This window comes from Streptomyces sp. NPDC093795 (genome assembly GCF_044764665.1).
In the GTDB taxonomy this organism is placed as follows: domain Bacteria; phylum Actinomycetota; class Actinomycetes; order Streptomycetales; family Streptomycetaceae; genus Streptomyces.
Genome location: NZ_JBIWIO010000003.1, coordinates 26184 through 48357, shown reverse-complemented (window position 1 = coordinate 48357; position 22174 = coordinate 26184). Strand labels below are relative to the sequence as shown.

General features: G+C 72.2%; 22 protein-coding genes, 1 tRNA gene and 2 pseudogenes. 12 read left to right on the top strand and 13 right to left on the bottom strand.

From position 1 onward, the window contains the following. Nucleotides 1-56: 56 nt before the first annotated feature. Entirely contained in the window at nt 57-500 is a 444-nt protein-coding gene (locus ACIRB7_RS09045; protein ID WP_403594550.1) for an STAS domain-containing protein, read from the bottom strand. Between the two features lie 358 nt (nt 501-858). After that, the gene (locus ACIRB7_RS09040; RefSeq protein ID WP_403594547.1) at nt 859-1515 is read right to left on the bottom strand and encodes a fasciclin domain-containing protein; all 657 of its coding nucleotides are present in this window, start codon (nt 1513-1515) and stop codon (nt 859-861) included. Nucleotides 1516-1728: 213 nt separating this feature from the next. On the opposite strand from ACIRB7_RS09040, the gene ACIRB7_RS09035 reads away from it, so the two are divergent. The 4 genes and pseudogenes from ACIRB7_RS09035 to ACIRB7_RS09020 all read left to right on the top strand — a co-directional run bounded on the left by ACIRB7_RS09035 (nt 1729) and on the right by ACIRB7_RS09020 (nt 4624). Further along, entirely contained in the window at nt 1729-2433 is a 705-nt protein-coding gene (locus ACIRB7_RS09035; RefSeq protein WP_403594545.1) for an adenosylcobinamide amidohydrolase, read from the top strand. Nucleotides 2434-2501: 68 nt separating this feature from the next. After that, entirely contained in the window at nt 2502-3539 is a 1038-nt protein-coding gene (locus ACIRB7_RS09030) for a MerR family transcriptional regulator (protein WP_403594542.1), read from the top strand. Nucleotides 3540-3609: 70 nt separating this feature from the next. Continuing rightward, a pseudogene (locus tag ACIRB7_RS09025) lies at nt 3610-3977 on the top strand (transposase); the annotation flags it as partial. A gap of 44 nt (nt 3978-4021) precedes the next feature. Next, complete coding sequence (locus tag ACIRB7_RS09020; protein ID WP_403594539.1) at nt 4022-4624, top strand: GNAT family N-acetyltransferase; 603 nt, start codon at nt 4022-4024, stop codon at nt 4622-4624. Nucleotides 4625-4724: 100 nt separating this feature from the next. On the opposite strand, the gene ACIRB7_RS09015 is transcribed toward ACIRB7_RS09020, so the two are convergent. From ACIRB7_RS09015 to ACIRB7_RS09005, 3 genes are all read right to left on the bottom strand, one after another. After that, entirely contained in the window at nt 4725-5309 is a 585-nt protein-coding gene (locus ACIRB7_RS09015; RefSeq protein WP_403594537.1) for an SMI1/KNR4 family protein, read from the bottom strand. A 330-nt stretch (nt 5310-5639) separates the two neighbouring features. Beyond that, the gene (locus ACIRB7_RS09010) at nt 5640-6413 is read right to left on the bottom strand and encodes a class E sortase (protein ID WP_403594534.1); all 774 of its coding nucleotides are present in this window, start codon (nt 6411-6413) and stop codon (nt 5640-5642) included. A 491-nt stretch (nt 6414-6904) separates the two neighbouring features. Further along, nucleotides 6905-7465, bottom strand: coding sequence for a GNAT family N-acetyltransferase (locus tag ACIRB7_RS09005; RefSeq protein ID WP_403594531.1), 561 nt, complete (start codon nt 7463-7465; stop codon nt 6905-6907). A gap of 162 nt (nt 7466-7627) precedes the next feature. Between ACIRB7_RS09005 and ACIRB7_RS09000 the strand changes: the two genes are divergently transcribed. After that, entirely contained in the window at nt 7628-8056 is a 429-nt protein-coding gene (locus ACIRB7_RS09000) for a DUF6086 family protein (RefSeq protein WP_403594528.1), read from the top strand. 190 nt (nt 8057-8246) lie between these two features. Here the strand turns inward: ACIRB7_RS09000 and ACIRB7_RS08995 are convergent. The 6 genes and pseudogenes from ACIRB7_RS08995 to ACIRB7_RS08970 all read right to left on the bottom strand — a co-directional run bounded on the left by ACIRB7_RS08995 (nt 8247) and on the right by ACIRB7_RS08970 (nt 13458). After that, a tRNA-OTHER gene (locus ACIRB7_RS08995) sits at nt 8247-8319 on the bottom strand. Between the two features lie 54 nt (nt 8320-8373). Further along, the gene (locus ACIRB7_RS08990) at nt 8374-9030 is read right to left on the bottom strand and encodes an alpha/beta hydrolase (protein WP_403594525.1); all 657 of its coding nucleotides are present in this window, start codon (nt 9028-9030) and stop codon (nt 8374-8376) included. After that, nucleotides 9027-9311: pseudogene (locus ACIRB7_RS08985) on the bottom strand (DUF1295 domain-containing protein); the annotation flags it as partial. The gene ACIRB7_RS08990 and the pseudogene ACIRB7_RS08985, both read right to left, overlap by 4 nt. Before the next feature lie 194 nt (nt 9312-9505). Further along, nucleotides 9506-10225 carry a sigma-70 family RNA polymerase sigma factor gene (locus tag ACIRB7_RS08980; protein ID WP_403594522.1) on the bottom strand — a complete coding sequence of 240 codons (720 nt, stop codon included), beginning with the start codon at nt 10223-10225 and terminating at the stop codon, nt 9506-9508. 115 nt (nt 10226-10340) lie between these two features. Further along, the gene (locus tag ACIRB7_RS08975) at nt 10341-11714 is read right to left on the bottom strand and encodes a cryptochrome/photolyase family protein (RefSeq protein ID WP_403594519.1); all 1374 of its coding nucleotides are present in this window, start codon (nt 11712-11714) and stop codon (nt 10341-10343) included. A gap of 100 nt (nt 11715-11814) precedes the next feature. After that, nucleotides 11815-13458 (bottom strand): SDR family oxidoreductase, encoded by a 1644-nt coding sequence (locus tag ACIRB7_RS08970; RefSeq protein WP_403594516.1) that lies wholly within the window; start codon nt 13456-13458, stop codon nt 11815-11817. Nucleotides 13459-13559: 101 nt separating this feature from the next. Here ACIRB7_RS08970 and ACIRB7_RS08965 point away from each other — a divergent pair, with 101 nt between their 5' ends. The 5 genes from ACIRB7_RS08965 to ACIRB7_RS08945 all read left to right on the top strand — a co-directional run bounded on the left by ACIRB7_RS08965 (nt 13560) and on the right by ACIRB7_RS08945 (nt 18537). Next, on the top strand, nt 13560-14051 hold the full coding sequence (locus tag ACIRB7_RS08965; protein WP_403594513.1) for a MarR family winged helix-turn-helix transcriptional regulator: 492 nt from the start codon (nt 13560-13562) through the stop codon (nt 14049-14051). 174 nt (nt 14052-14225) lie between these two features. After that, on the top strand, nt 14226-16559 hold the full coding sequence (locus tag ACIRB7_RS08960; RefSeq protein ID WP_403594510.1) for an MMPL family transporter: 2334 nt from the start codon (nt 14226-14228) through the stop codon (nt 16557-16559). 104 nt (nt 16560-16663) lie between these two features. After that, complete coding sequence (gene sigK / locus ACIRB7_RS08955; protein ID WP_351220295.1) at nt 16664-17188, top strand: ECF RNA polymerase sigma factor SigK; 525 nt, start codon at nt 16664-16666, stop codon at nt 17186-17188. Next, nucleotides 17185-17943, top strand: a complete 759-nt coding sequence (locus ACIRB7_RS08950; protein WP_403594508.1) for an anti-sigma factor domain-containing protein — start codon at nt 17185-17187, stop codon at nt 17941-17943. The genes sigK and ACIRB7_RS08950 overlap by 4 nt, the downstream gene beginning before the upstream one ends. Before the next feature lie 174 nt (nt 17944-18117). Beyond that, a complete protein-coding gene (locus ACIRB7_RS08945; RefSeq protein ID WP_403594506.1) occupies nt 18118-18537 on the top strand; it encodes a Rieske (2Fe-2S) protein in 420 nt (139 codons plus the stop codon). On the opposite strand, the gene ACIRB7_RS08940 is transcribed toward ACIRB7_RS08945, so the two are convergent. After that, nucleotides 18524-19279 (bottom strand): cysteine hydrolase family protein, encoded by a 756-nt coding sequence (locus ACIRB7_RS08940; protein ID WP_403594503.1) that lies wholly within the window; start codon nt 19277-19279, stop codon nt 18524-18526. The two genes, ACIRB7_RS08945 and ACIRB7_RS08940, sit on opposite strands and share 14 nt — an antisense overlap. A 78-nt stretch (nt 19280-19357) precedes the next feature. Between ACIRB7_RS08940 and ACIRB7_RS08935 the strand changes: the two genes are divergently transcribed. Next, nucleotides 19358-19825: a pyridoxamine 5'-phosphate oxidase family protein gene (locus ACIRB7_RS08935; protein ID WP_403594501.1), complete on the top strand. Its 468-nt coding sequence runs from the start codon at nt 19358-19360 to the stop codon at nt 19823-19825. A 158-nt stretch (nt 19826-19983) separates the two neighbouring features. Here the strand turns inward: ACIRB7_RS08935 and ACIRB7_RS08930 are convergent, their stop codons facing one another. Continuing rightward, complete coding sequence (locus tag ACIRB7_RS08930; protein WP_403594498.1) at nt 19984-20886, bottom strand: LysR family transcriptional regulator; 903 nt, start codon at nt 20884-20886, stop codon at nt 19984-19986. A gap of 73 nt (nt 20887-20959) precedes the next feature. Here ACIRB7_RS08930 and ACIRB7_RS08925 point away from each other — a divergent pair, with 73 nt between their 5' ends. After that, nucleotides 20960-22066 (top strand): DMT family transporter, encoded by a 1107-nt coding sequence (locus tag ACIRB7_RS08925; RefSeq protein ID WP_403594496.1) that lies wholly within the window; start codon nt 20960-20962, stop codon nt 22064-22066. Nucleotides 22067-22174: the final 108 nt, after the last annotated feature.

Here is a 22174-nt window from a genome sequence, read left to right as displayed (position 1 = left end):
GCGGGGCAGCAGGGCCACCGCGATCAGCAGAGGTACGAGGACGAGCAGGGAGAAGGTCACGCTCCCTCCCCTGCGAACTCCTTTCCGAGGCGGGCGCGTCGGCGCGAGGTGGGTGGAGAGGCGCCCCAGGCGGCTGCGCGCAGCCGCTCCATCGCCGGAGTGATGCCGGTCAGCCGCAGTTTTCGGCCCCGGTCCGTCCAGTCCGTGAGGATCCGCAGGAGAGCGGAGTCCGCGAAGGTGACACGCGAGGTGTCGAGGACCAGACGGTGGTAGCCGTGGACGGGTGCGACGGCGAGCATCACCCTCAACGGCCCCGCGCTGTGGTGGTCGACCTCACCGTGGAGTTCGACCCGCAGGGTTTCCGCGTCGGGAGTGGTGCAGGAACGGACGCTTATGGCGCAGGGCGCGGAGTCCGCACCCTGGTCCAGCGGTCCGGCGCCCGACGGGGCGGATGGGGTGGAAGGGGCGGTCAGTATCGGAAGGTTGCCAGCGGTACTCACACCGAGGCAACGGGGCGGGGGCGGCGGACGGCACGCGGGCTCACCCCGCTGGCCCGCGGATGCGCACGTGCGGGGGAAAGGAGTCACTCGTACGAGCCATGGGCGCACCTGTCAGGGAGGTGCGCAGGAGGTACGGGGGAGCCGGCAGGACCCACGAACCAGGAGCCACGAGCCGCGAACCGGGAGCCGCGAACCGGGAGCCGCGAACCGCGAACCGGGAGCGACATCCGGGGACGAGCACGCGGCGGGGCCCGTCACGTGGTGTCACGTGACGGGCCCCGCCTCCCCTCGGACCGGCTGGGCGCCCCGCTCCGGCCCCGGCACCGGCCCGGCTCTGAGGCCCCGGCTAGCGTCGCCCCTACTTGGGCATCAGGACGGTGTCGACGATGTACACGGTGGCGTTGGCCGTGGGGACGTTGCCGCAGACGACCTTCGAGGAGTCGTTGACGGTGTACGCCTCACCCGAACCCTCCGTGGTGAGCATGCCCTTCTGCAGCGTCTCGAAGGAGCCGTTCTCCAACTGCTTCGGCGTCAGCTTCTGGCCCACCACGTGGTAGGTGAGGATCTTCGTCAGCATGTCCTTGTCGGCCAGGACCTTGTCCAGGTCGGCCTTGGGGATCTTGGCGAAGGCGTCGTTCGTGGGCGCGAACACCGTGATGTCCTTCGCGTTGTTGAGGGTGTCCACCAGGCCGGCCTGCTTGACGGCGGCCACCAGCGTGGACAGCGCCGGGTTGTTCGAGGCGGCCGTGGCGACGGGGTCCTTCGCCATGCCGTCGAAGGAACCGGCGCCGTCCTTCGGCACCGAGGCGCAGCCAGGGCCGAACGGGCCGTCGGCGGCCGAGTCCGTCCCGGTGGAGGGCGTGTTCTCCTGCGCCGGGGGCGCCGCGGACGTGGCCTCGGAACCGGCCTCGGTGCTGGTGTCCGAACCGGAGTCCGAGCAGGCGGCCAGGGAGAAGGGCAGCGCTGCCGCGGCTGCCACGGCGACGGCGGCGCGACGGAGGCGAAGAGCGTTCATGAGGAGAAACCCCTTGAATCGAGTGCGCGGGAAGAGGCGCACAGGGAGTAGGAACGGCACGACCACCCCGGCCGGGAGTGCGGTGACGCGTTCGGACCACCGGCGGGGAACTCCCCACCGCGGCCCTGTTGTCGTAGGTGTTTCGGAGCCCACGGCCTCGCGGATGGGTCTTTCACCCGTTCGGGTGAGAAGGACCGCGCGTTAGGCTGTGGGGTGCTTCCGCGAACCCTCCTCACCAGCGCTTCTCTCGCGCACGCCGCTCTGCGCACACATGTCGAAGGGGGCCGGGAGTGGCTGCTCCTGGTGTGGGCGCCGGGACCGGGCGTGCGCATGGTGTCGAGCGCCGTGCTGGGCGGAGGCATAGGCGCGCGGGGGTGGGTGCTCAACGCCCAGGTGCCGCCCGGCTACGACCGGCGTGACCCCGTGGCACACCTCCGCGATCTGGCCTCGGACGCGGGGCTCGCAGGACCCGGCGTGGGACTGATGACGGCGGCCTGCGTCGCGGACCGGCGTCACGCCGTGGACGGCGGCGCCGAGGCGCTGGTCACGGCAGGAATCGGGGTACGGGGCTGGGCCGCCGCACCGGGAAGCGGAAGCGTCGCCGCCCCGCGCCCCGGGACGATCAACATCATCGTGTCGCTGCCCGTGGCCCTCACGGACGCCGCGCTCGTGAACGCGGTCGCCACCGCCACCGAGGCGAAGACACAGGCCCTGGTCGAACTCGGAGCCGACGCCTCCGGCACGCCCACGGACGCCGTCTGCGTGGCCGCCCCTTCCCCGTCCGGAGGCGAGGCCGAACCGTTCGCCGGTCCGCGCTCGGTCTGGGGCGCACGACTCGCCCGCGCGGTGCACCGGGCGACGAGGGAGGCCTGCGAGGAACTGCTGGCCGCCGAACGCCGGGTTCCACCGATCACCTGAGGAACGCGCAGAGAAGCCCCGCTCGACTATCCCGACTCGCATCGTTTGTGCGTCGTAATGTGGGAGTCATGGCCGATACGGGGCATGGCATCACGACGGGGGCGGTCGCCCGGCACCTCGGGGTGTCGCCGACGACGCTGCGCTCATGGGACCAGCGGTACGGGATCGGTCCGGCCGCGCGGGTGGGTGGGCGCCACCGGCGGTGGGCGCCGGCGGATGTCGCCATGCTGGAGGAGATGTGCAGGCTCACGGCCTCCGGTGTCCCTCCCGCCGAGGCGGCGCGGGCGGCCAGGACGGGGCGCTCGCGCCCCGGCGAGAGCGCCGGGACGGGGGCCCGCCCCGCGGCCCCATCCCTCCCCGAGGTACCGGGACCGGGCCGAAGGGAGACGGGGACTCTGGTGCCCCGCGCCGCGCCCCGACAGCCGGGCTCAGGAAACGGCCTTCCCCTCGGCGACGTACGCCGGGAGTGCCGCGGCCTGGCCCGTGCCGCCGTACGACTCGACGGCCCCACCCTCGACATCCTGCTCCGTGACGCCGTGGCGGACCACGGCCTCGTCACGGCCTGGGAGGAGGTGATGGCACCGACCCTGCACGCGGTGGGACGCAAGTGGGAGTCCTCAGGGGACCGCTACGTCGAGGTGGAACATCTGCTGTCCTGGCATGTGTCGACCGCGCTCCGGCTGGTCACGCCCGCCGGCCCCGGCCCCACGGCCCCGGTCCTCCTCGCGTGCGTCCCGGCCGAGCAGCACACCCTGCCGTTGGAGGCGCTGGCCGCGGGCCTCGCCGAACGCGGCCTGCCCAGCCGCATGTTCGGCGCGGCCGTCCCCGCCGAGGCGCTCGACGCGGCCGTACGACGCACGGGCCCGGCCGCGGTCGTGCTCTGGTCCCAGGCCCGCTCGACCGCGAGCCACGCCCTGGCGCAGCACGTCGCCGCGAGTTCCTTCGGCGTGAAAGGGGCGCGTACGCACCCCCTGGTGATGCTCGCCGGACCGGGCTGGGCGGGCCGCACCGTACAGCCGGGCATGCTGCGCCCCGGCGGCCTGAGGGAGGCACTCGAAACCCTCTCCCGGCTCACCACCAAAACCGAGTCACCGGTCCCGGAATGACCGGATTACGGGGTGGCGGGGTGACGGGGCTAGAGCGTGGCTCTTTGATCAACGGATCAGTTGATCGGATGTGTCCGTACCGTTAGTAATCACTGATGCGAGGGGGGACCGGGTTGAGCCGCTGATGCCGGCTGATCCGGTTCGTGGACGACGGTGGGCGAACCACCGCCGAACCCTGGAAGCCATCGCGTGGAAGTACCGCACCTCCTCACCCTGGCGTGACCTGCCAGAAGAGCTCGGTCCCTTTCACACCGCGCACAAACGGCTGATCAGATGGGCCCTCTGTCCATCCATGTCACTGCGGGCCAGGCCGGTGACGCGCCAGCCTTCGAGGCGGTCATGGCCGGCATCCGGATTCCACGAAGTGGGGTCGGCAGACCAAGAACCCGGCCCCCGGTTGTCCTTGCTGATCGCGCCTATTCCTCCCGCGCGATCCGTGGGCAGCGGTGGTCCCGGTCTGGAGACACCCGTAGCATCCGCCTGTGACCGAGAAAATCAGGATGGCAGGCGACGGGCATGACACAGAGACCGAAAGGGAGATTTCCTGGCGGGCCAAGTCCGTCGGGCTCGCAGCGTTCGACATAGACGACGCCGAACTCATGCATAGATGGAGATCCGACCCCGTAGCCGCCTACCACATAGGCATCTGGCCACGCTCACTCACCGCCGTGCGCGAGCGCATCGAGCGTGACATCGAGGACGACGATCGCGACGACTTCCTCATCTACCCTTCCGGTGGCGCCCCTGTTGGCTACGTCGCACTGACCAGCCAGAACATCGTCAACGGCACAGCCCAGGTCGAGCTGATGCTCGCTGCTCAACATCGCGGGCAAGGCCACGGCACCGCTGCCCTGGACGCCGTGGTGGACCTGGCCTTCGGCGAACTTCCGATGTATCGGCTCACGGCGGAAACGCACACCGACAACGCCCCCGCGCTCGCCGTCCTTGCCAAGTCCGGCTTCACCCAGGAAGGAGTCAGCCGCGCCGCCTGCCTCCACTGCGGCCGCCGCCACGACCTCGCCGTGTTCTCGCTGCTCCGCCCCGAGTGGGAAGAGCTGAACCGTCCTCGTGCCTGGGACGTCTGACCGGTCGGGCGCTTGTTCAACACCCAGCCCAGCCAGGCGCCAAACTCCTCAGAGCATCAAGGAGACAGGCTCTAGGCGGCCGCTTTGTCTGATCGTCGCCCTAGGCATCCGGAAACCAGGAGCGACCCTGGGCCCAGTGGGTCACCCACCCTGCGAACCCGGGCGTGCCCGGCATCAGGGAAGTGTCCGGCCGGGTACCGAAGGGCATAGCGCCGTTCTCGTCGATCAGCCAGACATGACCGCGCTGCGGGCCGGTGACGATCAGGTGCCAGTACATGCCGCAGCCGTCGGTGCCCAGCAGCAGTGAGCCGTGGTCGAACACGGGGCCCATCCGGGCCTCGAACTCCTGCTCCGACAGCGCGTCTTCTTCTTCCTCCCACAGCCATGCCGCCGTGAGCGGAAAAGGCTCGGCAAACAGTCGCTCGGGGCGGTCCGAGCCCCAGTCCGAGGGCGTTTGCGCGAGGGGCAGCAGACCGTAGTAGGGCGGTCCAGCGCGCAGCCCGTCGCAAATCTCCGCCACGAACGTGCGGTACGGCTCCGGGAGCACGATGCCGTGCTCCCCCTCGAAGGACCGCACCGCCTCCCAACCAGCCGGCGGCACCGCCTCGAGACGGGACGCGAAGATCTCGCGGAGGGCGGCCAACTCGGCAGGGACGCAGGTTTCCGTATTCATGCCGGTCATCATGCAAGACCCGAAGGAGACGGCCTCAGGCGGTGTCTCTTTGATCGGTCGGTCGGTTGATCGGATGTATCTGTCCGGGACCCGCCCCCGTCCGATCCGGGACCATCTCCGCCGGCGCGAAAATCTTCCCGTCATTCCCCAGCCGTCCGACCAGGTGGCACACCCCTCCCCGCCAACTCATCTGGGCACGGCGCTGACGAACAGGGATGACGATCAGCTGTCGTAGAAGAACAACTCGAGATCCTCCATGGACCCCCGCCCGGTCAGAAATGAAGGCCGACCCCTCCAAGAACCAGCGGATCAAAGAGTCACCTCTACGCCACTCCACAACCCCTACGCCGACCGCTTCGAGGTCAGGACGCCGATCTTGTCGATGCGGTGCTCGGGATTCCCCTGGGCGTCCCGCCAGAAGTTGCCCGCCGCGTCGTCCTCGGGCGTCGCGCAGGTGGAGAGCGTGATCATGGCCCGGGTGGGCTTCTCGCCGGGTTCGCCCGGCACCGCGGCCCGCTGCTCGGCGAGCGAGCGGGCCGATCGGAAGGACGTGGTCCGGGTCTCGACGATCTCGTACGTGTAGACGGTGGCCTCAGCGGTGACGTGCACCTTGTCCCCCACCTCGACCGAGGGCAGCTCGCGCAGGGGCCCGCCGGCTGAGAGCCGGTGGGCGGTCACCAGGTAGTTGCCGATCTGGCCCGGCCCCACGCCACCGCGCTCGCCGTGGGGACTCGCCGCCACGCCACGATCCTGGATACGGGTGCCTGCGGGGTCGTCGGTCGTGCCCTCGTACGGCACGACGTCCAGGTCCTTGACGCCGATCGACGGTATGGACATCTCGGCGACGACAGGCCCCCGCGGCGAGGGAGCCTGCGAGGTCACCGGAGTGACCGAAGGAGCGGCGGGAGGGGTCTTGACCGAGGGGGCCGACGACGTGGCCGAGGGAACCACCGAGGTCGGGCCGTGCGCCCCCGCGGACGGCCCGCCACCGCCCGCGCAGCCGGCCAACGCGGCGACGACCGCGACCACTGCGGCGACAAAGGCGACCAGGGCCCAGCGAGGCCCCCGGCCTATGTGCAGGCCCTTCCGGAGAGACGCGCCACGCTTGGCACTCATACCCCAAGGATGGCCCACTCCGCACGCCCCGGCACCCCTGCCCCTTCTCCTTCCGGATCGGCGGCCTGTCCCCGCAGTCGGGACGGGTCACCCCGGCGTGCTGACTCAGCAGCCTGCAGCACGCGGGCCACCGTTTGAGCACGACTCGACACGGGTCCTAAAGGGCGAAAGAAGGGCCCGCCGGCCCCTCCCCCTTGATGGCGGAGGGCTCCGGGGCATCGGGCGCGGATGCCGATGTGACGACCGTGGGCTCGGCGACCACTGTTTCGGATGCGGTCACAGCGACGGGGGCGGCTATCGCGGCGGCGATAGCTATGACGGCGGTGGCCCGCAGGGTCCACTTCAGCACGGTGAGGCTCCGATCTCGGCGTGTGAGGACGTACGCCTTGATCGTCGCCGCCTACCCCGTGCCCGAACATCATCCGAAGGTCGCGACCGTCTCGGCCGCACGGGGGAGGCGGCCACTGGGCACCTCCGGGGTGCATCACCGGCTACCGGTGCTGTCCCCAGTCGGTCCGGGTGAGTTCGTACTCGACTTCGCCGTGCTCGGATCCTTCGATCGCCTCGGGCCAGTCCCCGGTGAAGTGCCGCAGGAACCGCAACCCTGCCTTCTCCATCACCCGGCGGGATCCGATGTTCACCGCCATCGTGTTCGCGGTGACCCGCTCCACTCCGAGGTCCGTGAACCCCTTACTGATCAGGGCCCGCGATCCCTCCGTGGCGTATCCCTTGCCCCAGGCAGCCTGGTTCAGCCGATAGCCGAGTTCGACCACGGCGGCGCTGTGATCGTCCAGAGGACGGAACTCGAACCAGCCCAGGAAGGTTCCGGTGGCTTTCTCCTCAGTCGCCCAGTAGCCGTGGGTGCCGAGGCACGGGTAGTCGTGCAGGAGCCGTGGCAGGGTCTGCGTCTCGATCGTCTCGCGGCTGGTCGGCTTGCCGCCGTTGATGAAACGCATGACGTCGGGGTCGTTGTCCAGTGCCAGGAGGTGGTCTGCGTCAGCGTGGGTGAACGGGCGCAGGACGAGCCGTTCGGTCTCCAGGAAGGCATGCATGCCGCAATTTTTACTACCGACAGTCGGCCCCGCCATCGGATATTCGCAGCGGTGGCTTCGTTCGCTTCTAGGGGCCATGGCTCATTTTCCGTGGACGGCTGACTGACCGTAATGTCATGTGCTCGCGACGTCGGCCAGTATGACCAGCAGGGAGGGGCTGCATTGAGCCAGTACCACGACATGGGTGACCAGACCCTGTGGAACCCGTCCAACGGGGCCTCCCGGCTGTTCATGAGCCAGGTGAGCGTCTACCAGGCCGAACTGGGCATGCCGTCCGGCATCGGCCCCATGCGGGCTGACGAGTGCCAGATCGACCCTCGCATGTTCAAAGAGTTCGTCGACGCCCTGCTCGCGTGGCACCGGAGAACGAGTCACGCAGTCATGGCTGCCCTGTCCGAGGGGTTCGTCGCCACGATGCTGGTCCTGGCGGAGAGAGCGGGCATCGAGGTGCACTGGCAGCCAGCAGGCTTCGCCGAGGGCGGCGGCCTCAAGGATGTTCAGGTGCCGGCGGCCCCGGTCTCCTCTGAGGAGGCTTGGGCAGCCACCCTCCAGTGCAAGTCACGCGCGCTGGGCCGCTTCATGGCGGCCTGAGCCTGGCTCGCTCGCGACGTGCTCGGAATCCGGTTGACGTGCCCCTCGACGACGCCGGGTGAGCCCAGCCGTGACGGCATCACGGTCCCTGTCGATTCCGGCGGGAGCGAAGGCATCGGCCAAGCGTTCGACGGTGCCCCGTCATCATTGCGATCAGAGGGCGCCGACAGTCGTGACTCGTAGGTTGGGATGGGGCCGACCGGATTCGAACCGGCGTCCTCCCACACGCGGTGAAGGCGCGACAACCGCTGCGCTACGACCTCGGCCGAAGCTTTGGCCAGGGCACGAGTCAGAGACGGGTGTCCTGTCCCGTCGCCTCAGCCGTGCGACAGCAGTGCCGCGGTGAGTTCCGCCGCGCGGCGGTGCCAGAGGTCCGCGCAGCGGAGCATCGCGTGGCCGCCGGTCGGCATCGGGATGCCGACGGCGTCGGCGCCCGCCGCCCGTGCCCTTCGGACGAAGTCCCAGGACTCACGGGCCGAGGTGACACGGTCGGTCTCGTCGTGGAGCAGGTAGAGGCGCCGGCCGCCGAGATGGTCCACCGGCTCGTCGGCGGGGCACCACGGCGCCAGGGCGACGACCCCGCGGACAGCAGGGTCGCCCGCGGCGCGGAGTGCCGCACGGCCGCCCATGGAGTGGCCGATGAGGACGACGGGCACCGCTCCGGCCCGCTCCCGGAGGGCCGCGAGGGCGGTCTCCGCGTCCCTGGCCGCGTCGGCGCGCAGGCCGTTCCAGCCACGGTGGCGGTAGCGCACCTCGCCGATCAGTACGTCCCGGCCCCGTACCGCCCGGGTCACGGCCGAGGCGAAGGGACGCATCCGGAGTGCCGGGAGGTTCAGGGCCGGCGGCGGCTCGGGCCCGTCGGCGCGGCCGCCGTGGAGCAGCAGTACGGCCGCGGTGGGCGCGGGCGGCGCACTGCGGACGATCAGGGTGTTCGGCGTGCTCGGCTCGGAACGGCGCCGGGTACGGCAGGTCATCGCTCGTCCGCCCCGTTCCTGCGCCGGGGTGCCGGCCGGGGGGAGAACCCGCTCGTGTAGGCCGCGTATCCGGGCCGCTTCGCCATGTGGGCCTCCAGAAGTCGTTTGCCGCTTCCCCGGATGAGCAGGGCGCTCATGACGAGGGGGGAGACGACCGTGAGGGCCGCAGTCTGCCAGGTCGCACAGGCCGTCAGGTACAGACCCCACCAGACGACGGAGGCGCCGAAGTGGTCGGGGTGTCTCGTCCAGCTCCACAGCCCTTGGTCCATGATGCGCCCTCGGCGGCCGGTACGCCGTTGCCTGGACCGGCGGCGAGGACGAAGGTCACGAGCAGGACGGCAAGCGCGACGTCCCCGAGCACGGCCAGGTTGAGACGGGGGCCGCGAAGGAAACGCAGGTCGCCGAAAGAAGGATGCCGTGGACGAGGTCCTGGTGAAGGCGGTCAAGGTGGGCTGCCCCCAGCAACCAACAGGCCCTAAGCGGCCGCCAGGCTGCGGCGCATCCGCTGAAGTCCCCGGCGGGCGTGGCTCTTGACGGTGCCCAGGGGCATGCCGGTGCGGTCGGCGATCTGCACCTGGGTCAGGTCTCCGAAGAACGCGAGGGTCAGCACGTCACGCTGGACCCGTGGCAAACGGGCCAGTTCGCGGGTGACCACGAGCCGGTCGAGGACGTGCTCGGGCCCCTCGCGCGTGCTGGTGGGCGGTGTGAGAGCCGCGCCCGCGGCGGCGACGATGTCCAGGCGGCGGGTCCGGGCGGTGAGCGCGTCGGCGGTCTTCCGCCGCGTGATGCCGACCAGCCAGGCGGGCACGGGGCCGCGCTCCGGGTGGTACCCGGCCCGGCCTCGCCAGGCGGCGAGGAACACCTGCTGGGTGACATCCTCGGCCTCGCGCGGATCGCCGAGCGCGCGGGCGGCGAGGGTGTGGACGAGCCGGGCCCAGCGCCGGTGGGCGAGAGCGAGACAGCGCTCGTCGCCCCGGACGAGCCCCCGGCCGATCTCCTCGTCCGAGAGCACGTCGGGCCGCACGGCCACGGAACCGGGGACGGGGGTGGGGACAGGGACGGCGGTGGAGCCGACGGTCGCGGTAGAAGTGACGGCCGCCGCAGAGGTGACGGTCGCGGTAGAGATGCGGGTCGCGGTGACGGTCGCGGTCGCCGCAGAGGTGCGCGTCGCGGTGACAGTCGCGGTAGAGGTCATGGCCGTGCTCCTCCTCCCGGGGCTCGGTGCTCCCGGCTCCCTCAGCGTCCGGCCACCCGGGAAGGTGGATCAACTCGCATCGTTTGTGCGTCGTATTGGACGCCGTCGCAGGACCTCAGTCCCTGCCCCTGGCCTGCCGGAAGCGGCTCAGGCCGTCGGCGAGGTCGACGACCGGCTCGGGATAGTCGTACGCGGCCCGGTCCAGGCCCTTCAGCCGCCAGGGTTCGTGGATCAACCGGCCCGGCAGGTCCGCCAGTTCGGGCACCCAGCGTCGGACGTAGGCGCCGTCGGGGTCGTACCGCTTGCCCTGGAGTACGGGGTTGAGGACCCGGTGCGGCCGGGTGTCGGTGCCCGTCCCCGCCACCCACTGCCAGTTCATCTGGTTGTTCGCGATGTCTCCGTCCACGAGGAGGGCGAGGAAGTGCCGGGCCCCCTCGCGCCAGTCGAGGTAGAGCGTCTTGGCGAGGAAGGAGGCGGCGAGCAGCCGGCCCCGGTTGTGCATCCAGCCCTCGTGGGCGAGTTGCCGCAGGGCCGCGTCGACCACGGGGTAGCCGGTGCGGCCCTCCTTCCATGCCTTCAGGTCCGCCTCGGCCTCCCCGCCCCTCCGCCAGCGGTCGTGCCGGGGCCGGTAGTCCTCGACGGCGATCTCCGGCCGCGCGGCGAGCACCTGCTGGTGGAAGTCCCGCCAGCACAGTTGCCGTACGAAGGCCTCGGCGCCCGCGCCGCCCCGGGCCCGCGCCCGGTGCACGGCCTCGGTCGCCGAGACCGCGCCGAAGTGGAGGTACGGGGAGAGCCGGGAGGTCGCGTCGCCCGCGAGGTCGTCGTGGATCTCCTCGTAGACGTCGGCATGCCGGGACAGCCAGGCTTCGAGCCTCCGGCGTCCCTCGGTCTCCCCGCCCGTGGCGAGGCCCTCGGAGACGTCCGCCACGGAGGCGCGCTCCGGCAGCGGCTCGGAGCGCAGCTCCTGCGGCACCGGCACCTTCCTCGGTGCCAGGAGGGGCGCGCGGAGCGGTTCGGAGACCCAGCGCCTGAGGTACGGGGTGAACACCGCGAAGTGGTCGGAGCCCTGCGGTGTGACGTCGCCGGGCGGTACGACCGTGGCCACGGCGTCGTGTACGTAGAGCCGGCGCCCGTCGGACTCCAGGGCCCGCCGCAGCCGGGCCTCCCGGGCGCGGGCGAAGACGGAGTGGCCGGCGGCCATGTGGACCTCGTCGGCGTCGGCCTGTCGCACCACACCGCACACCTCGGCGACGGTGTCGCCGCCGCGCACGACGAGCCGGCCGCCGAGCTCCCTCAGTCCGGCGTCGAGGTCGGCCAGGCAGTCGGCGAGGAAGGCGAGCCGGTTGGGTGCCGCGAACCCGGCCCGGTCCACGGCGGGGTCACGGACGAACAGCGGTACCACCTCGTGCGCCGCGTCGACGGCCGCGCGGAGCGGCGGATGGTCATGGACGCGCAGGTCGGAGGTGAAGAGGACGACGGAGACGGTCATGGGGCCACTCCCGGGGGATCGTTCGCCGGACGGGCCGTGAGGCCGGACGCCCGACGGGCTGCAGTGTGGATGTGCCGCCCCCCTTCCTCGTACCGCCGACTCACGGATGCGGCGGCCCGGCGCCCCCGGGAGACCGGCCTCCGGAGGCCCGCCCCTCGGAGGGAGGCGAGGTGCCGCTGGAGGGAGGCCAGGTGCCCGCGGACGAACCGCTCCCGGACGAACGCCGCCCGGCCGCACGCCCCGCGCGCTTCTCCGCCGTCCGCGCGATGTTCCTCGCCATACCGCCGAACACGACGGCGTGGAACGGCGACACGCTCCACCAGTACGCCTGACCCGCAAGACCGCGCGGGTGGAAGAGGGCGCGCTGGCGGTACCGGGTCCGGCCCTCGTCGTCCCGCTCCGCGCGCATCTCCAGCCAGGCGAGCCCGGGAAGCCGCATCTCGGCGCGGAGCCGCAGCAGGGACCCGGGCTCGATCTCCTCGACCCGCCAGAAGTCGAGCGCGTCACCGACCCGGAGCCGCTGGGCGTCGCGCCGGCCCCGGCGCAGCCCGACGCCGCCGGCGAGCCGGTCGAACCAGCCGCGCACGGCCCAGGCCAGCGGGAAGGAGTACCAGCCGTTCTCGCCGCCGATGCCCTCGATGACCTGCCACAGGGCCCCCGGTCCCGCGTCGACGGTCCGTTCGCGTTCGTCCGTGTAGAGGCTGCCGCCCGCCCAGTCGGGGTCGGTGGGCAGGGGGTCGCTGGGGGCTCCGGCGAGCGAGGCGGAGCTCCACCGGGTGGTGACCCGGGCCTCCTGGACCCGCTGGAGGGCGAGCGTGAGGGCCTCGTCGAAGGGGACGGGGGTGCCGGGCGGGTCGGGAACGTGGTCGGCGATGTCGTGCTCGGCGCAGACCACCTCGTACCGCAGCGACTCGGCGAGCGGACGGGCAAGGGAGGCGGGGACGGGCGTGACGAGACCGATCCACTGGCTGGACAGGCGCGGGGTGAGCATCGGCACGGGCAGGATGAGCCGTCGGCGAAGGCCGGCGACCTTCGCGTAACGGATCATCATGTCGTGGTACGTGAGGACGTCCGGGCCGCCGATGTCGAAGGTGCGGCTGACGTCCTCCGGCATACGGGCGCTGCCGACCAGGTAGCGCAGCACGTCGCGGACGGCGATGGGCTGGACGCGGGTGCCGACCCAGCTCGGCGTCACCATCACGGGGAGCCGTTCGGTGAGGTAGCGGAGCATCTCGAAGGAGGCGGAGCCGGAGCCGATGACGACGGCGGCCCGCAGCACGGTCGTGGGGACGCCGGAGTCGAGCAGGATCCGGCCGACCTCGGCCCGGGAGCGCAGGTGCGGGGAGAGCTCCTGCTCGGGCACGTCCGCCGGGGTGAGCCCGCCCAGGTAGACGATGCGCCGGACCCCGGCGGCGCGGGCCTCCTCGGCGAAGGTGCGGGCCGCGCGCCGGTCGGTCTGCTCGAAGCCGTGCCCGGCTCCCATGGAGTGCACCAGGTAGTAGGCGACCTCGACGTCACGGAAGGCGTCCCGCAGGCCGGCCGCGTCGGTGACGTCTCCCCGTACGATCTCGACCTGGTCGGCCCATGGGTGGTCCCGCAGGTGGGCCGGAGTGCGGGCGAGGCAGCGCACGCGGTACCCGGCGTCGAGCAGCTCGGGGACGAGCCGACCGCCGATGTAGCCGCCGGCCCCGGTCACGAGGCAGAGCGGGCGACCGGGGGCCGCCCCGGGGTGCGTCGTCGGCATGCTGGGTACTCCGTTCCGTCCGGGATGCTTCGTCCCCTGGCGATCCTTCCCCCTCCGCGGCTCGGGCGGATGCGCGGGAGCGATGTCTATAGGCTGAACGCGTGGCCCGCAACGAAGACCGAGACGCTCCCGCCGCCCCCGAGGGCCCCCCGGGTGACCTGCAGAGCTTCGCCGTCGCGCTGCGACGGACGCAGGGCGAGATCAATCGTCTGGTGCACGGTTTCGCGCAGGCGCAGGGGCTGCATCCCACGGACGTACAGGCGCTGGCCGTCGTCCTGGACAGCCCCGAACCGCTGACGCCGGGGCGGCTGCGCGAGCACCTCGGACTCACGTCGGGTGCGGTCACGGCCTGTCTCGACCGCCTCGAGAAGGCGGGACACATCCGCAGGACCCGGGAGAGCACGGACCGTCGTGTCGTCCATGTGCGGTACGAGGACGGGGCGCGGGCCGCGGCCAGGCGGTACTTCCTGCCGCTCGCGGAGGCGGCGGAGCGGGCACGGGAGCAGTTCGACCCGGCCGAGCTGTCGGTGGCCCTGCGCTTTCTCAACACGCTGAACGACGAGCTCGGGGCTCTGCGCGTGCCGCGCCGCTGAGGCGGAACAGGATGCGTGCCTGCATGTGCCTGCACGCAGGCGGGCAGGCAGGCGTGCGTGCATCCGTCCCGCATGCGGTGACCGAAGGGGTGTCGAGAGCCGAGACACGCGCATGATAGAAACTCTCTCAATCATTGAGATAGTTAATGATAGAGATACAGTACGGAGCCCCCGATGCCGCCCAGTGCCCTCCGCCGGACCCGACTTCTGCTACCCCTGACGCTCCTCATCGCCTGGCTCGCCGTGGGCGGCGGGCTCGGCCCCTTCGCCGGACGTCTGGGCGAGGTCGCCACCAACGACCAGGCGGCCTTTCTGCCACGCAGCGCCGAATCCACCCGCGTCATCGAGGAGCAGAAGGCGTTCCGCCGGTCCGAGACCGTGCCCGCGATCGTGGTGTGGACCGCACGGGACGGCGGGCCTGTGCCCGCCGACGCGACGGCCACGGCGACCCGCTCCCTCGCACCGCTCACCGGGCGCGAGGGCATCGCGGGCCCTGCCTCCCCCGCACTGCCGTCCGAGGACGGCAAGGCGCTGCGCGCCGTCGTCGCGCTGGAACCGGACCTGGGTGACGCCCTGCCTACGACACTCGACACGGTCCGGGAGGCGGCGGCCTCGGTCCCCGGGACGACCGTCCTGATCGCGGGTCCCGCCGCCACCCAGGCCGATCTCTCCGGCGCCTTCTCCGGGATCGACGGCCTGTTGCTCGGCGTCGCCCTGATCGCGGTGCTGCTCATCCTGCTGGTCGTCTACCGCAGCGTCCTGCTGCCCCTGATGATCATCCTGGGGGCGGTCTTCGCCCTCGGCCTTGCCTGCGCCGTCGTGTACGTGCTCGCCGACGTCGGCGTCCTCAGGGTCGACGGCCAGGTGCAGGGCATCCTGTCCATCCTGGTGATCGGCGCCGCCACCGACTACGCACTGCTGCTCGCCGCCCGCTACCGCGAGGAGCTCACGACACCCGGGGCGGACCGCTTCGCGGCGATGAACCGGGCCCTGCGCCGCTCCTTCGAACCGATCGTCGCCAGTGGCGCGACCGTCGCCCTCGGCCTGCTCGCCCTGCTCGTGAGCGACCTGTCCAACAACCGGGCGCTCGGCCCCGTCGGCGCCATCGGCATCGCCTGCGCCGTCCTCAGCGCCCTGACGTTCCTGCCGGCGGCCCTGGTCCTCACAGGCCGCGCCGCGTACTGGCCGGCCCGCCCGAAGACCCGCCGCGAGGCCCCCGCGGAGACGGGGCCTGAGAAGACAGGACCTGAGAAGACTGGCCCCGCAGAGACGGGTTCCGCGCAGACGGCCCCCGCAGAGACGGGTCCGGCGAAGCCGGCAAAGACAGCTCCCGAGAACACCACCCCCGAGACGCCGACGCCCCCCGCCACCAAACCCGACGACGGCCACCCCCTCTGGCACCGGATCGCCGCCCTCGTCGACCGCGCCCCCCGCAAGGTCTGGGCGTTCACCCTCGCCGGGCTCCTGGCCTGTGCCGCCTTCGCTCCCGCCCTGAACTCCCGGGGCGTGCCCTTCGACGAGATCTTCGTCAACGACGCGCCCTCCGTCGCCGCTCAGGAGGCCCTCGGCCGCCACTTCCCCGGTGGCGCCGGCAATCCCGCGGTGATCATCACCGACGCGGGGGCGGTCGCGAAGGTGGTCGCCGTCGCCGAGGACGTCGACGGCGTCGACTCGGCGTTCCCGGTGGGCGCCTCGGGCCGCCCGGCGCCCGGCGCACCGCTCGTGGTCGACGGCAGGGCCCGTATCGACGCCACCCTCACCGCCGCCGCCGACAGCGACGCGGCACGCGAGACGCTCGCCCGGCTCCGTACCGCCGTCCACGCCGTGCCCGAGGCGAACGCCCTGGTCGGCGGCTCCACCGCCCAGCAGTACGACACCCAGCACACGGCCGCCCGGGACCGGACGCTCATCGTGCCGGTGGTCCTGGCGATCATCCTGGTGATCCTGGCGGCGCTGCTGCGCTCGCTCGTGCTGCCGCTGCTCCTCGTCGCCACCGTGGCCCTCAACTTCGCCGCCACGCTGGGCATCTCGGCGCTCGTGTTCGAGCACGTACTCGGCTTCACCGGCACGGACGCCTCCGTCCCGCTGTACGGATTCGTCTTCCTCGTCGCGCTCGGCGTCGACTACAACATCTTCCTGATGTCCCGGGTCCGCGAGGAGTCGCTGCGGCACGGGGTGCGCGAGGGCGTCCGGATCGGTCTGACCGCCACCGGCGGGGTGATCACCTCGGCGGGTGTGGTGCTCGCCGCGACCTTCGCCGCGCTCGGGGTGATCCCGCTGGCCTTCCTCGTGCAGATCGCGTTCATCGTCGCCTTCGGCGTCCTTCTCGACACCCTGGTGGTCCGCTCGCTCCTCGTCCCGGCGCTGGTACGGGACCTCGGCCGCGCGGCGTGGTGGCCCGGTGCGCTGAGCCGCCTCCCCGAGGATCGAGGCCTTCCCCGGGATCGGGGCCTCCACGGTGATCGGGGCCGTACCGACCAATCCGCCGGCACCGCCGCTCCGAAGTAGGGGCGCACCCGAGGACACGCAGGAGGGCACATCCGGTGAGAGAGCACGCACGCGTCGACGGAGGTCCGGCCCCGGACCGGGGCGGCGACGGTCTGCCCGAGCTGATGGTGCAGGTCGCCCGAGGGGATCAGGACGCCTTCTCGGCCGTCTTCGACCAGGTCTCGGGACCCGTCCTCGGCGTGGTCCGCTCGGTCGTGCGGGATCCCGCGCAGTCCGAGGAGGTGACCCAGGAGGTGATGGTCGACCTCTGGCGGTCCGCCGCGCGCTACCGGCCGGATCGCGGCTCGGTCCTGAACTGGGCGCTCACCCTCGCCCACCGCCGCGCGGTGGACCGGGTGCGCTCCGAGCAGGCGTCGTCGGACCGGGCCCGGCGGGTCGCGCTCCTCGAGCACACCCCCGCGTACGACGAGGTGACCGAGGAGGTCGAGAACCGTCTCGACCGCGAGCGCGTACGGCGCTGTCTCCGGGGGCTCACCGAACGCCAGCGGCAGTCCGTCACCCTCGCCTACTACCGGGGGCTGACCTACCGCGAGGTCGCGGAGCTGCTCTCGCTGCCGCTCGGCACGGTGAAGACCCGGATGCGCGACGGTCTCATCCGGCTCCGCGACTGCCTGGGGGTGACGGCGTGACCGGCGTCGACCTGCACACGCTGACCGGCGCGTACGTCCTCGACGCGCTGGACACGGACGAGGAACGGGAGTCGGTCGAGCGGCACCTCGCCCACTGCTCCGCGTGCGCCCACGAGGTCCGGGAACTCTCGGAGACGGCGGCGCGCCTCGGCCTGGCCGTCGCCGAGCCGGTCGCCCCCGCGCTGCGCGCCGAGGTACTGCGCCGGATCGCGGGCGTCCGCCAACTGCCGCCGGTGACCGTGCAGTCCGGCCGTACGCGCGCGCGTGGCCGCGGCCTGCGCCGACTGCCCCGCTGGGCGCTCGCCGCCTCGCTCGCCGGGACGGTCACGCTCGCCGGCTTCGCCGGCCTGCAGTACCAGCGGGCCGAGGAGGCCGGCGTCCGGGCAGCCCGTGCGGAGGCGAGCGCCGAGGCCGTCGCGGCGGTGCTCGCGGCGCCCGACGCCCGGGTCTCCACCGCGCGGCTCGCGGACGGAGCCGTGGGCACGCTCGTGCACGCCCCGTCCCTGGACCGGGCGGTGTTCGCCGCCGCGGGGATGCCGGCGCCGCCGGCCGGCAAGGTCTACCAACTCTGGTACGACGACGCCGGGACGATGCAGTCGGCCGGCCTCATGGCCTCGGGTACGACGTCCTCGACCACCCTCCTGGAGGGGTCGGCGAACCGATCCGCCGGGATCGGTATCACCGTGGAACCCGAGGGCGGCTCCCCGCGCCCGACCTCGGCGCCGGTCGCCACGATGGCCATGCCGAAGGCCTGAGTACGGGCTCCTCGGAGACCGTACGGCTCTCGATGCGCCCAACCTGTGAACGGGACACGGTTCGCACCCGTACCTTCGGGTGTCGAAGGTGTCGAACGTGTCGGACGTGTCGAGGCGTCGAGGATGTCGAGCGCGTCGGCACACACCGGTGCAGCGAGGGAAGAGGGGCAGCACATGAGCGGAGTGGCACGACGGACGGTGGTCGCCGCGGCGGGCGGCGCGGGCCTGGCGGCGGCGCTCGCCGCCTGCGGGGGCGGCGGCGCGGAGGACAAGAACCCGGCACCGGAGGGCACCGAGAGCACCGGGGGCGCCGCCCTCGCGCGGACCGGGGACATCCCGGTGGGCGGCGGAAAGATCCTCGCCGACAAGGGGCTGGTGATCACCCAGCCGAAGGCCGGCGAGTTCAAGGCCTTCTCCTCGAAGTGCACCCACGCGGGCTGCGCCGTGAGCAGCATCAGGGACGGGGTCATCGTCTGCCCGTGCCATCAGAGCCACTTCGACGTGTCGGACGGCAGCGTGAAGTCCGGCCCGGCGACCGCGCCGCTGCCGCCGGAGCCGATCCAGGTCGTGGGCGAGGAGATCAGCTTCGGCTGACGGCGCCACCGGCGGATCCGGTGGGTCCCGTGGATCCGGCGGAAGCGGCGGAAGCAGCGGATCCGGAACGCCTGGGTCTCGTTCTGGGGAGCTTCCAGCACTCCAGCACCTCGTCGGTCGTGGTGATCGTGGCGACGAGGGCGAGGGTGTGACGGATCATCGCGGGGGTGTAGTCGGCCGGCACCCCCGCGATGGCGTCGGCGGGGACGACCACCGTGTAGCCGAGGTTGACGGCGTCGAAGACCGCGTTGGGTACGGCCACGTTGGCGGAGACGCCGGTGACGATCAGCGTTCGACAGCCGAGGTTGCGGAGCAGCGGGTCGACATCGGTCCCGGCGAGCGGCGAGAGCCCGTGGAGACGCCGTACGACGAGGTCCTCGTCCGCGACCTGGATCGGTGCGGCGATCCGTACCGCCGTGCTGCCGCTGTGCTGCTGGACGGGCAGCCGGGCGGCGGCCCGGAACAGCCGGGCGTTGCTGTTGGCGCCCCGCCCGTCGGGGCGCCGCTCCGCGACGGCGTGGATCACCTGGACGTCCGCCTCGTGCGCGGCGGCGACGAGCCGGGCGACGTTGCGCAGGGCGCCCGACGCGCGGGCGACGGCGGCGAGTTCGGGCAGCCCGCTGTCCGGGCCCACGACTCCCTGCTGGCACTCGACGGTGAGCAGCACGACTCCGCCGTCCGGCCGGATGCGCTCCCCGAGCGGTTCCTTCGCACTCTGCCCCTGCCCCTGCCCCTGCCCCATGGCTTCTCCCCTTGCACCGGCGCGACTGGACCCTCATGCTTTCTGACGTCTCATCAGAAATCCAGAAGGGTGCGGACGATGACCGTCGCACAGCGCCGTGGACGCCGGATCATGATGACCCCGGCCGAGCTCGACTCCTTCCTCGCCGAACAGCGCACCTGCCGGATCGCGACCGTCTCCGCCGACGGCCGCCCGCACGTGAGCGCGCTCTGGTTCGCCTGGGACGGCTCCTCGCTGTGGCTGTACTCGCTGACGCGCAGCCGCCGCTGGGCCGAGCTGCGCGCCGACCCGAGGGTCGCCGTCGTGGTGGACGACGGCGAGGAGTACGGAGAGCTGCGCGGCGTCGAGCTTTCGGGCACGGTCACCTTCGTCGGCGAGGCCCCGCGTACCGGCGAGGCGTGCCCCGAACTCGACGCCCCCGAGCAGCTCTTCGCCGCCAAGAACTTCGGTCTCGACGCGATGCCGCACGACGGCCGGCACGCCTGGATACGGCTGACGCCGGACGCCTTCGCGTCCTGGGACTTCCGCAAGCTCGCCGCGCCCTGACGGACGGCCGACGGTCACGGTGCCCTGACGTACGGGCGACCGACGGTCACGGCACCCTGCCGGACGGCCGGCCGGTGAGCACAAAGCCCTGACGGACGGCCGGCCGGTGAGCACGGAGCCCTGACGGTCTACCGCAGACGGTCACAGCACCCCCAGTCTCAGCTCGCCAGCGGCTCGGCCGCCGCCCGCAGGGCCCCGACGACCGCCCGCACGGAGGGGCGGCGGCCCGCGTCGGCGCGCCAGGTGGCGTAGATGTGGCGGCGAACCGGCTCGCGTACGGGCACGAACACGACGCCGTCCGGCACCGGGCGGCCGAGCCGGGGCGTCACGCACACCCCGAGCCCGGCGGCGACGAGCGCCAGCTGCGTGTGGTGCTCCCCCGCGAGATGTCCGATGCGCGGCTCGATGCCCTGTGAGCGCAGGGTGAACATCAGCCAGTCGTGGCAGAACTCGCCCTCGGGCCAGGACACCCACTCCTCGTCGGCGAAGTCCAGCAGGTCCACCGCCTCCCGTCCGGCCAGCCGGTGCCCGGCGGGCAGGGCGACGTCGGCGGTGTCGTCGAGGAGATGGGCGCGCTCGAGCCCGCCGGGCACCGGCGCGCGCTTGTTGCTCCAGTCCAGGACGAGCGCGAGGTCCGCGTCGCCGCGCAGCACCGCGCGCACGCCCCGCTCGGGCTCCAGTTCCGTCGTACGGACCCGGAGGTCGGGGTGCCCCTCGCGCAGCGTGGCCAGCGCGGCCGGGAAGAGCCCCCGGGCCGCCGTCGGGAAGGCGGCGGCCCGCACCTCACCCACCACCTGACCGCGCTGGGCCTCGATGTCGGCCTGGGCCAGCTGGACCTGGGAGAGGATCCGGGCCGCGTGCTCGGCGAGCAGCAGCCCGGCGTCGGTCAGCCGCACGCCCCGGCCGTTCTTGGCGAGCAGCTGCTGGCCCACCTCCCGCTCCAGTTTGGAGAGCTGCTGGGAGACGGCCGACGTGGTGACGTGCAGCCCGTCGGCCGCGCCGCTGACCGAACCGTGCCGGGCGACGGCGTCGAGGGTGCGGAGGCGCTCCAGATTCAACATGTAAGCGATACTAAGGGAAGGGGTCGAGGAAATCTCGCTTGTCCTACGAGATCAGTCCCGTCACCCTGAGTACATGAGCCCCGCAGCCCCGCCCTCGCCGCCCTCCCCGCCCTCTTCGTCCTGGCGGGTCCGCTTCGGCGTACTGGCCCTGATCTGGGGCTTCAGCTTCGTCTTCATCAAGGTCGGTACGGAGGGCTTCGCGCCGCTCCAGGTCACCTTCGGGCGGCTCCTGTTCGGTACGGCGGTGCTCGCCGTCGCCCTGGTGGTGAAGCGCGACCGGTTGCCGCGCGGCGCTCGCGTCTGGGGTCATCTGACGGTCGCGGCCTTCCTCCTCAACGCGCTGCCGTTCACCCTCTTCTCGTACGCTGAGCTGACGATCCCGTCGACCCTGGCCGGCATCTGCAACGCGACGACTCCCCTGTGGGGGATGCTGCTCTCCCTCGTCGCGCTCTCCGAGGACCGCCCGACCCGGGTCCGCGCCGCGGGTCTGGGCATCGGCTTCATAGGGGTGCTCACCGTCCTCGGCGCGTGGCAGGGCTTCTCGGGCATCGACGTGACGGGCACCGCTCTGGCCCTGCTCGCGTCCTTCAGTTACGCGGTCGGCTGGATCTACGTCCGCAGGACGCTGAGCGGCACCGGCGCGTCGAACCTCTCCCTCGCCGGTACCCAGGTGGGGCTCGCGACGCTGCAACTGGCGCTGGTCACCCCGCTGTTCACCTCGATGCCGGAGAGGTTCGACCTCGTGCCGCTGCTCGCCGTGATCGCGCTCGGCGCGCTCGGTACGGGGTACGCGATGCTGCTCCAGTACGGCGTGGTCGCGGAGGTCGGCCCGACGACGGCCGCCATGGTCACGTACTTCATTCCGGTCATCGCGACGGCTGCGGGCGTCGCACTCCTGGACGAGCAGCTCACCTGGAACACGCCGCTCGGCGCCGCAGTGGTTCTCGCAGGCGCAGCCCTCACCCAAACCCGCCCGACACCCCCACCCACCCTCACTGCGGCAACACCTCCACGCGCCCCCGCTGTGGACACGCGCCCGGGCCCGGCAACACCCCCACCCACCCCCGTTGCGAGCCCGCGCCCCGACGCGGCAACACCCCCGCCCTCCCGCGTTGGGGGCATTCGTTCCGCTGGGGCGGAACGGGTGGGCACAACGGACGGCGCCCCTTGCCGGGCCTAGGCACCCTGCGCCCGAACCCGCACCCCGTGCACGCCGTACAGCCTGGTGCGGGTCCAGGCACAAGGGGCGGGGGCGCCGCCAAGGGCGCCGTCCCGTGCGCCCACCCGT

What these genes read in the sequence shown, in the direction of transcription:
- ACIRB7_RS09040 (WP_403594547.1), bottom strand. Translation starts at nt 1,515, where the DNA reads ATGAACGCTCTTCGCCTCCGTCGCGCCGCCGTCGCCGTGGCAGCCGCG.
- ACIRB7_RS09030 (WP_403594542.1), top strand. Translation starts at nt 2,502, where the DNA reads ATGGCCGATACGGGGCATGGCATCACGACGGGGGCGGTCGCCCGGCAC.
- ACIRB7_RS09015 (WP_403594537.1), bottom strand. Translation starts at nt 5,309, where the DNA reads ATGATGACCGGCATGAATACGGAAACCTGCGTCCCTGCCGAGTTGGCC.
- ACIRB7_RS09010 (WP_403594534.1), bottom strand. Translation starts at nt 6,413, where the DNA reads ATGAGTGCCAAGCGTGGCGCGTCTCTCCGGAAGGGCCTGCACATAGGC.
- ACIRB7_RS09005 (WP_403594531.1), bottom strand. Translation starts at nt 7,465, where the DNA reads ATGCATGCCTTCCTGGAGACCGAACGGCTCGTCCTGCGCCCGTTCACC.
- ACIRB7_RS08990 (WP_403594525.1), bottom strand. Translation starts at nt 9,030, where the DNA reads ATGACCTGCCGTACCCGGCGCCGTTCCGAGCCGAGCACGCCGAACACC.
- ACIRB7_RS08980 (WP_403594522.1), bottom strand. Translation starts at nt 10,225, where the DNA reads ATGACCTCTACCGCGACTGTCACCGCGACGCGCACCTCTGCGGCGACC.
- ACIRB7_RS08975 (WP_403594519.1), bottom strand. Translation starts at nt 11,714, where the DNA reads ATGACCGTCTCCGTCGTCCTCTTCACCTCCGACCTGCGCGTCCATGAC.
- ACIRB7_RS08970 (WP_403594516.1), bottom strand. Translation starts at nt 13,458, where the DNA reads ATGCCGACGACGCACCCCGGGGCGGCCCCCGGTCGCCCGCTCTGCCTC.
- ACIRB7_RS08960 (WP_403594510.1), top strand. Translation starts at nt 14,226, where the DNA reads ATGCCGCCCAGTGCCCTCCGCCGGACCCGACTTCTGCTACCCCTGACG.
- sigK (WP_351220295.1), top strand. Translation starts at nt 16,664, where the DNA reads ATGGTGCAGGTCGCCCGAGGGGATCAGGACGCCTTCTCGGCCGTCTTC.
- ACIRB7_RS08945 (WP_403594506.1), top strand. Translation starts at nt 18,118, where the DNA reads ATGAGCGGAGTGGCACGACGGACGGTGGTCGCCGCGGCGGGCGGCGCG.
- ACIRB7_RS08940 (WP_403594503.1), bottom strand. Translation starts at nt 19,279, where the DNA reads ATGGGGCAGGGGCAGGGGCAGGGGCAGAGTGCGAAGGAACCGCTCGGG.
- ACIRB7_RS08935 (WP_403594501.1), top strand. Translation starts at nt 19,358, where the DNA reads ATGACCGTCGCACAGCGCCGTGGACGCCGGATCATGATGACCCCGGCC.
- ACIRB7_RS08930 (WP_403594498.1), bottom strand. Translation starts at nt 20,886, where the DNA reads ATGTTGAATCTGGAGCGCCTCCGCACCCTCGACGCCGTCGCCCGGCAC.
- ACIRB7_RS08925 (WP_403594496.1), top strand. Translation starts at nt 20,960, where the DNA reads ATGAGCCCCGCAGCCCCGCCCTCGCCGCCCTCCCCGCCCTCTTCGTCC.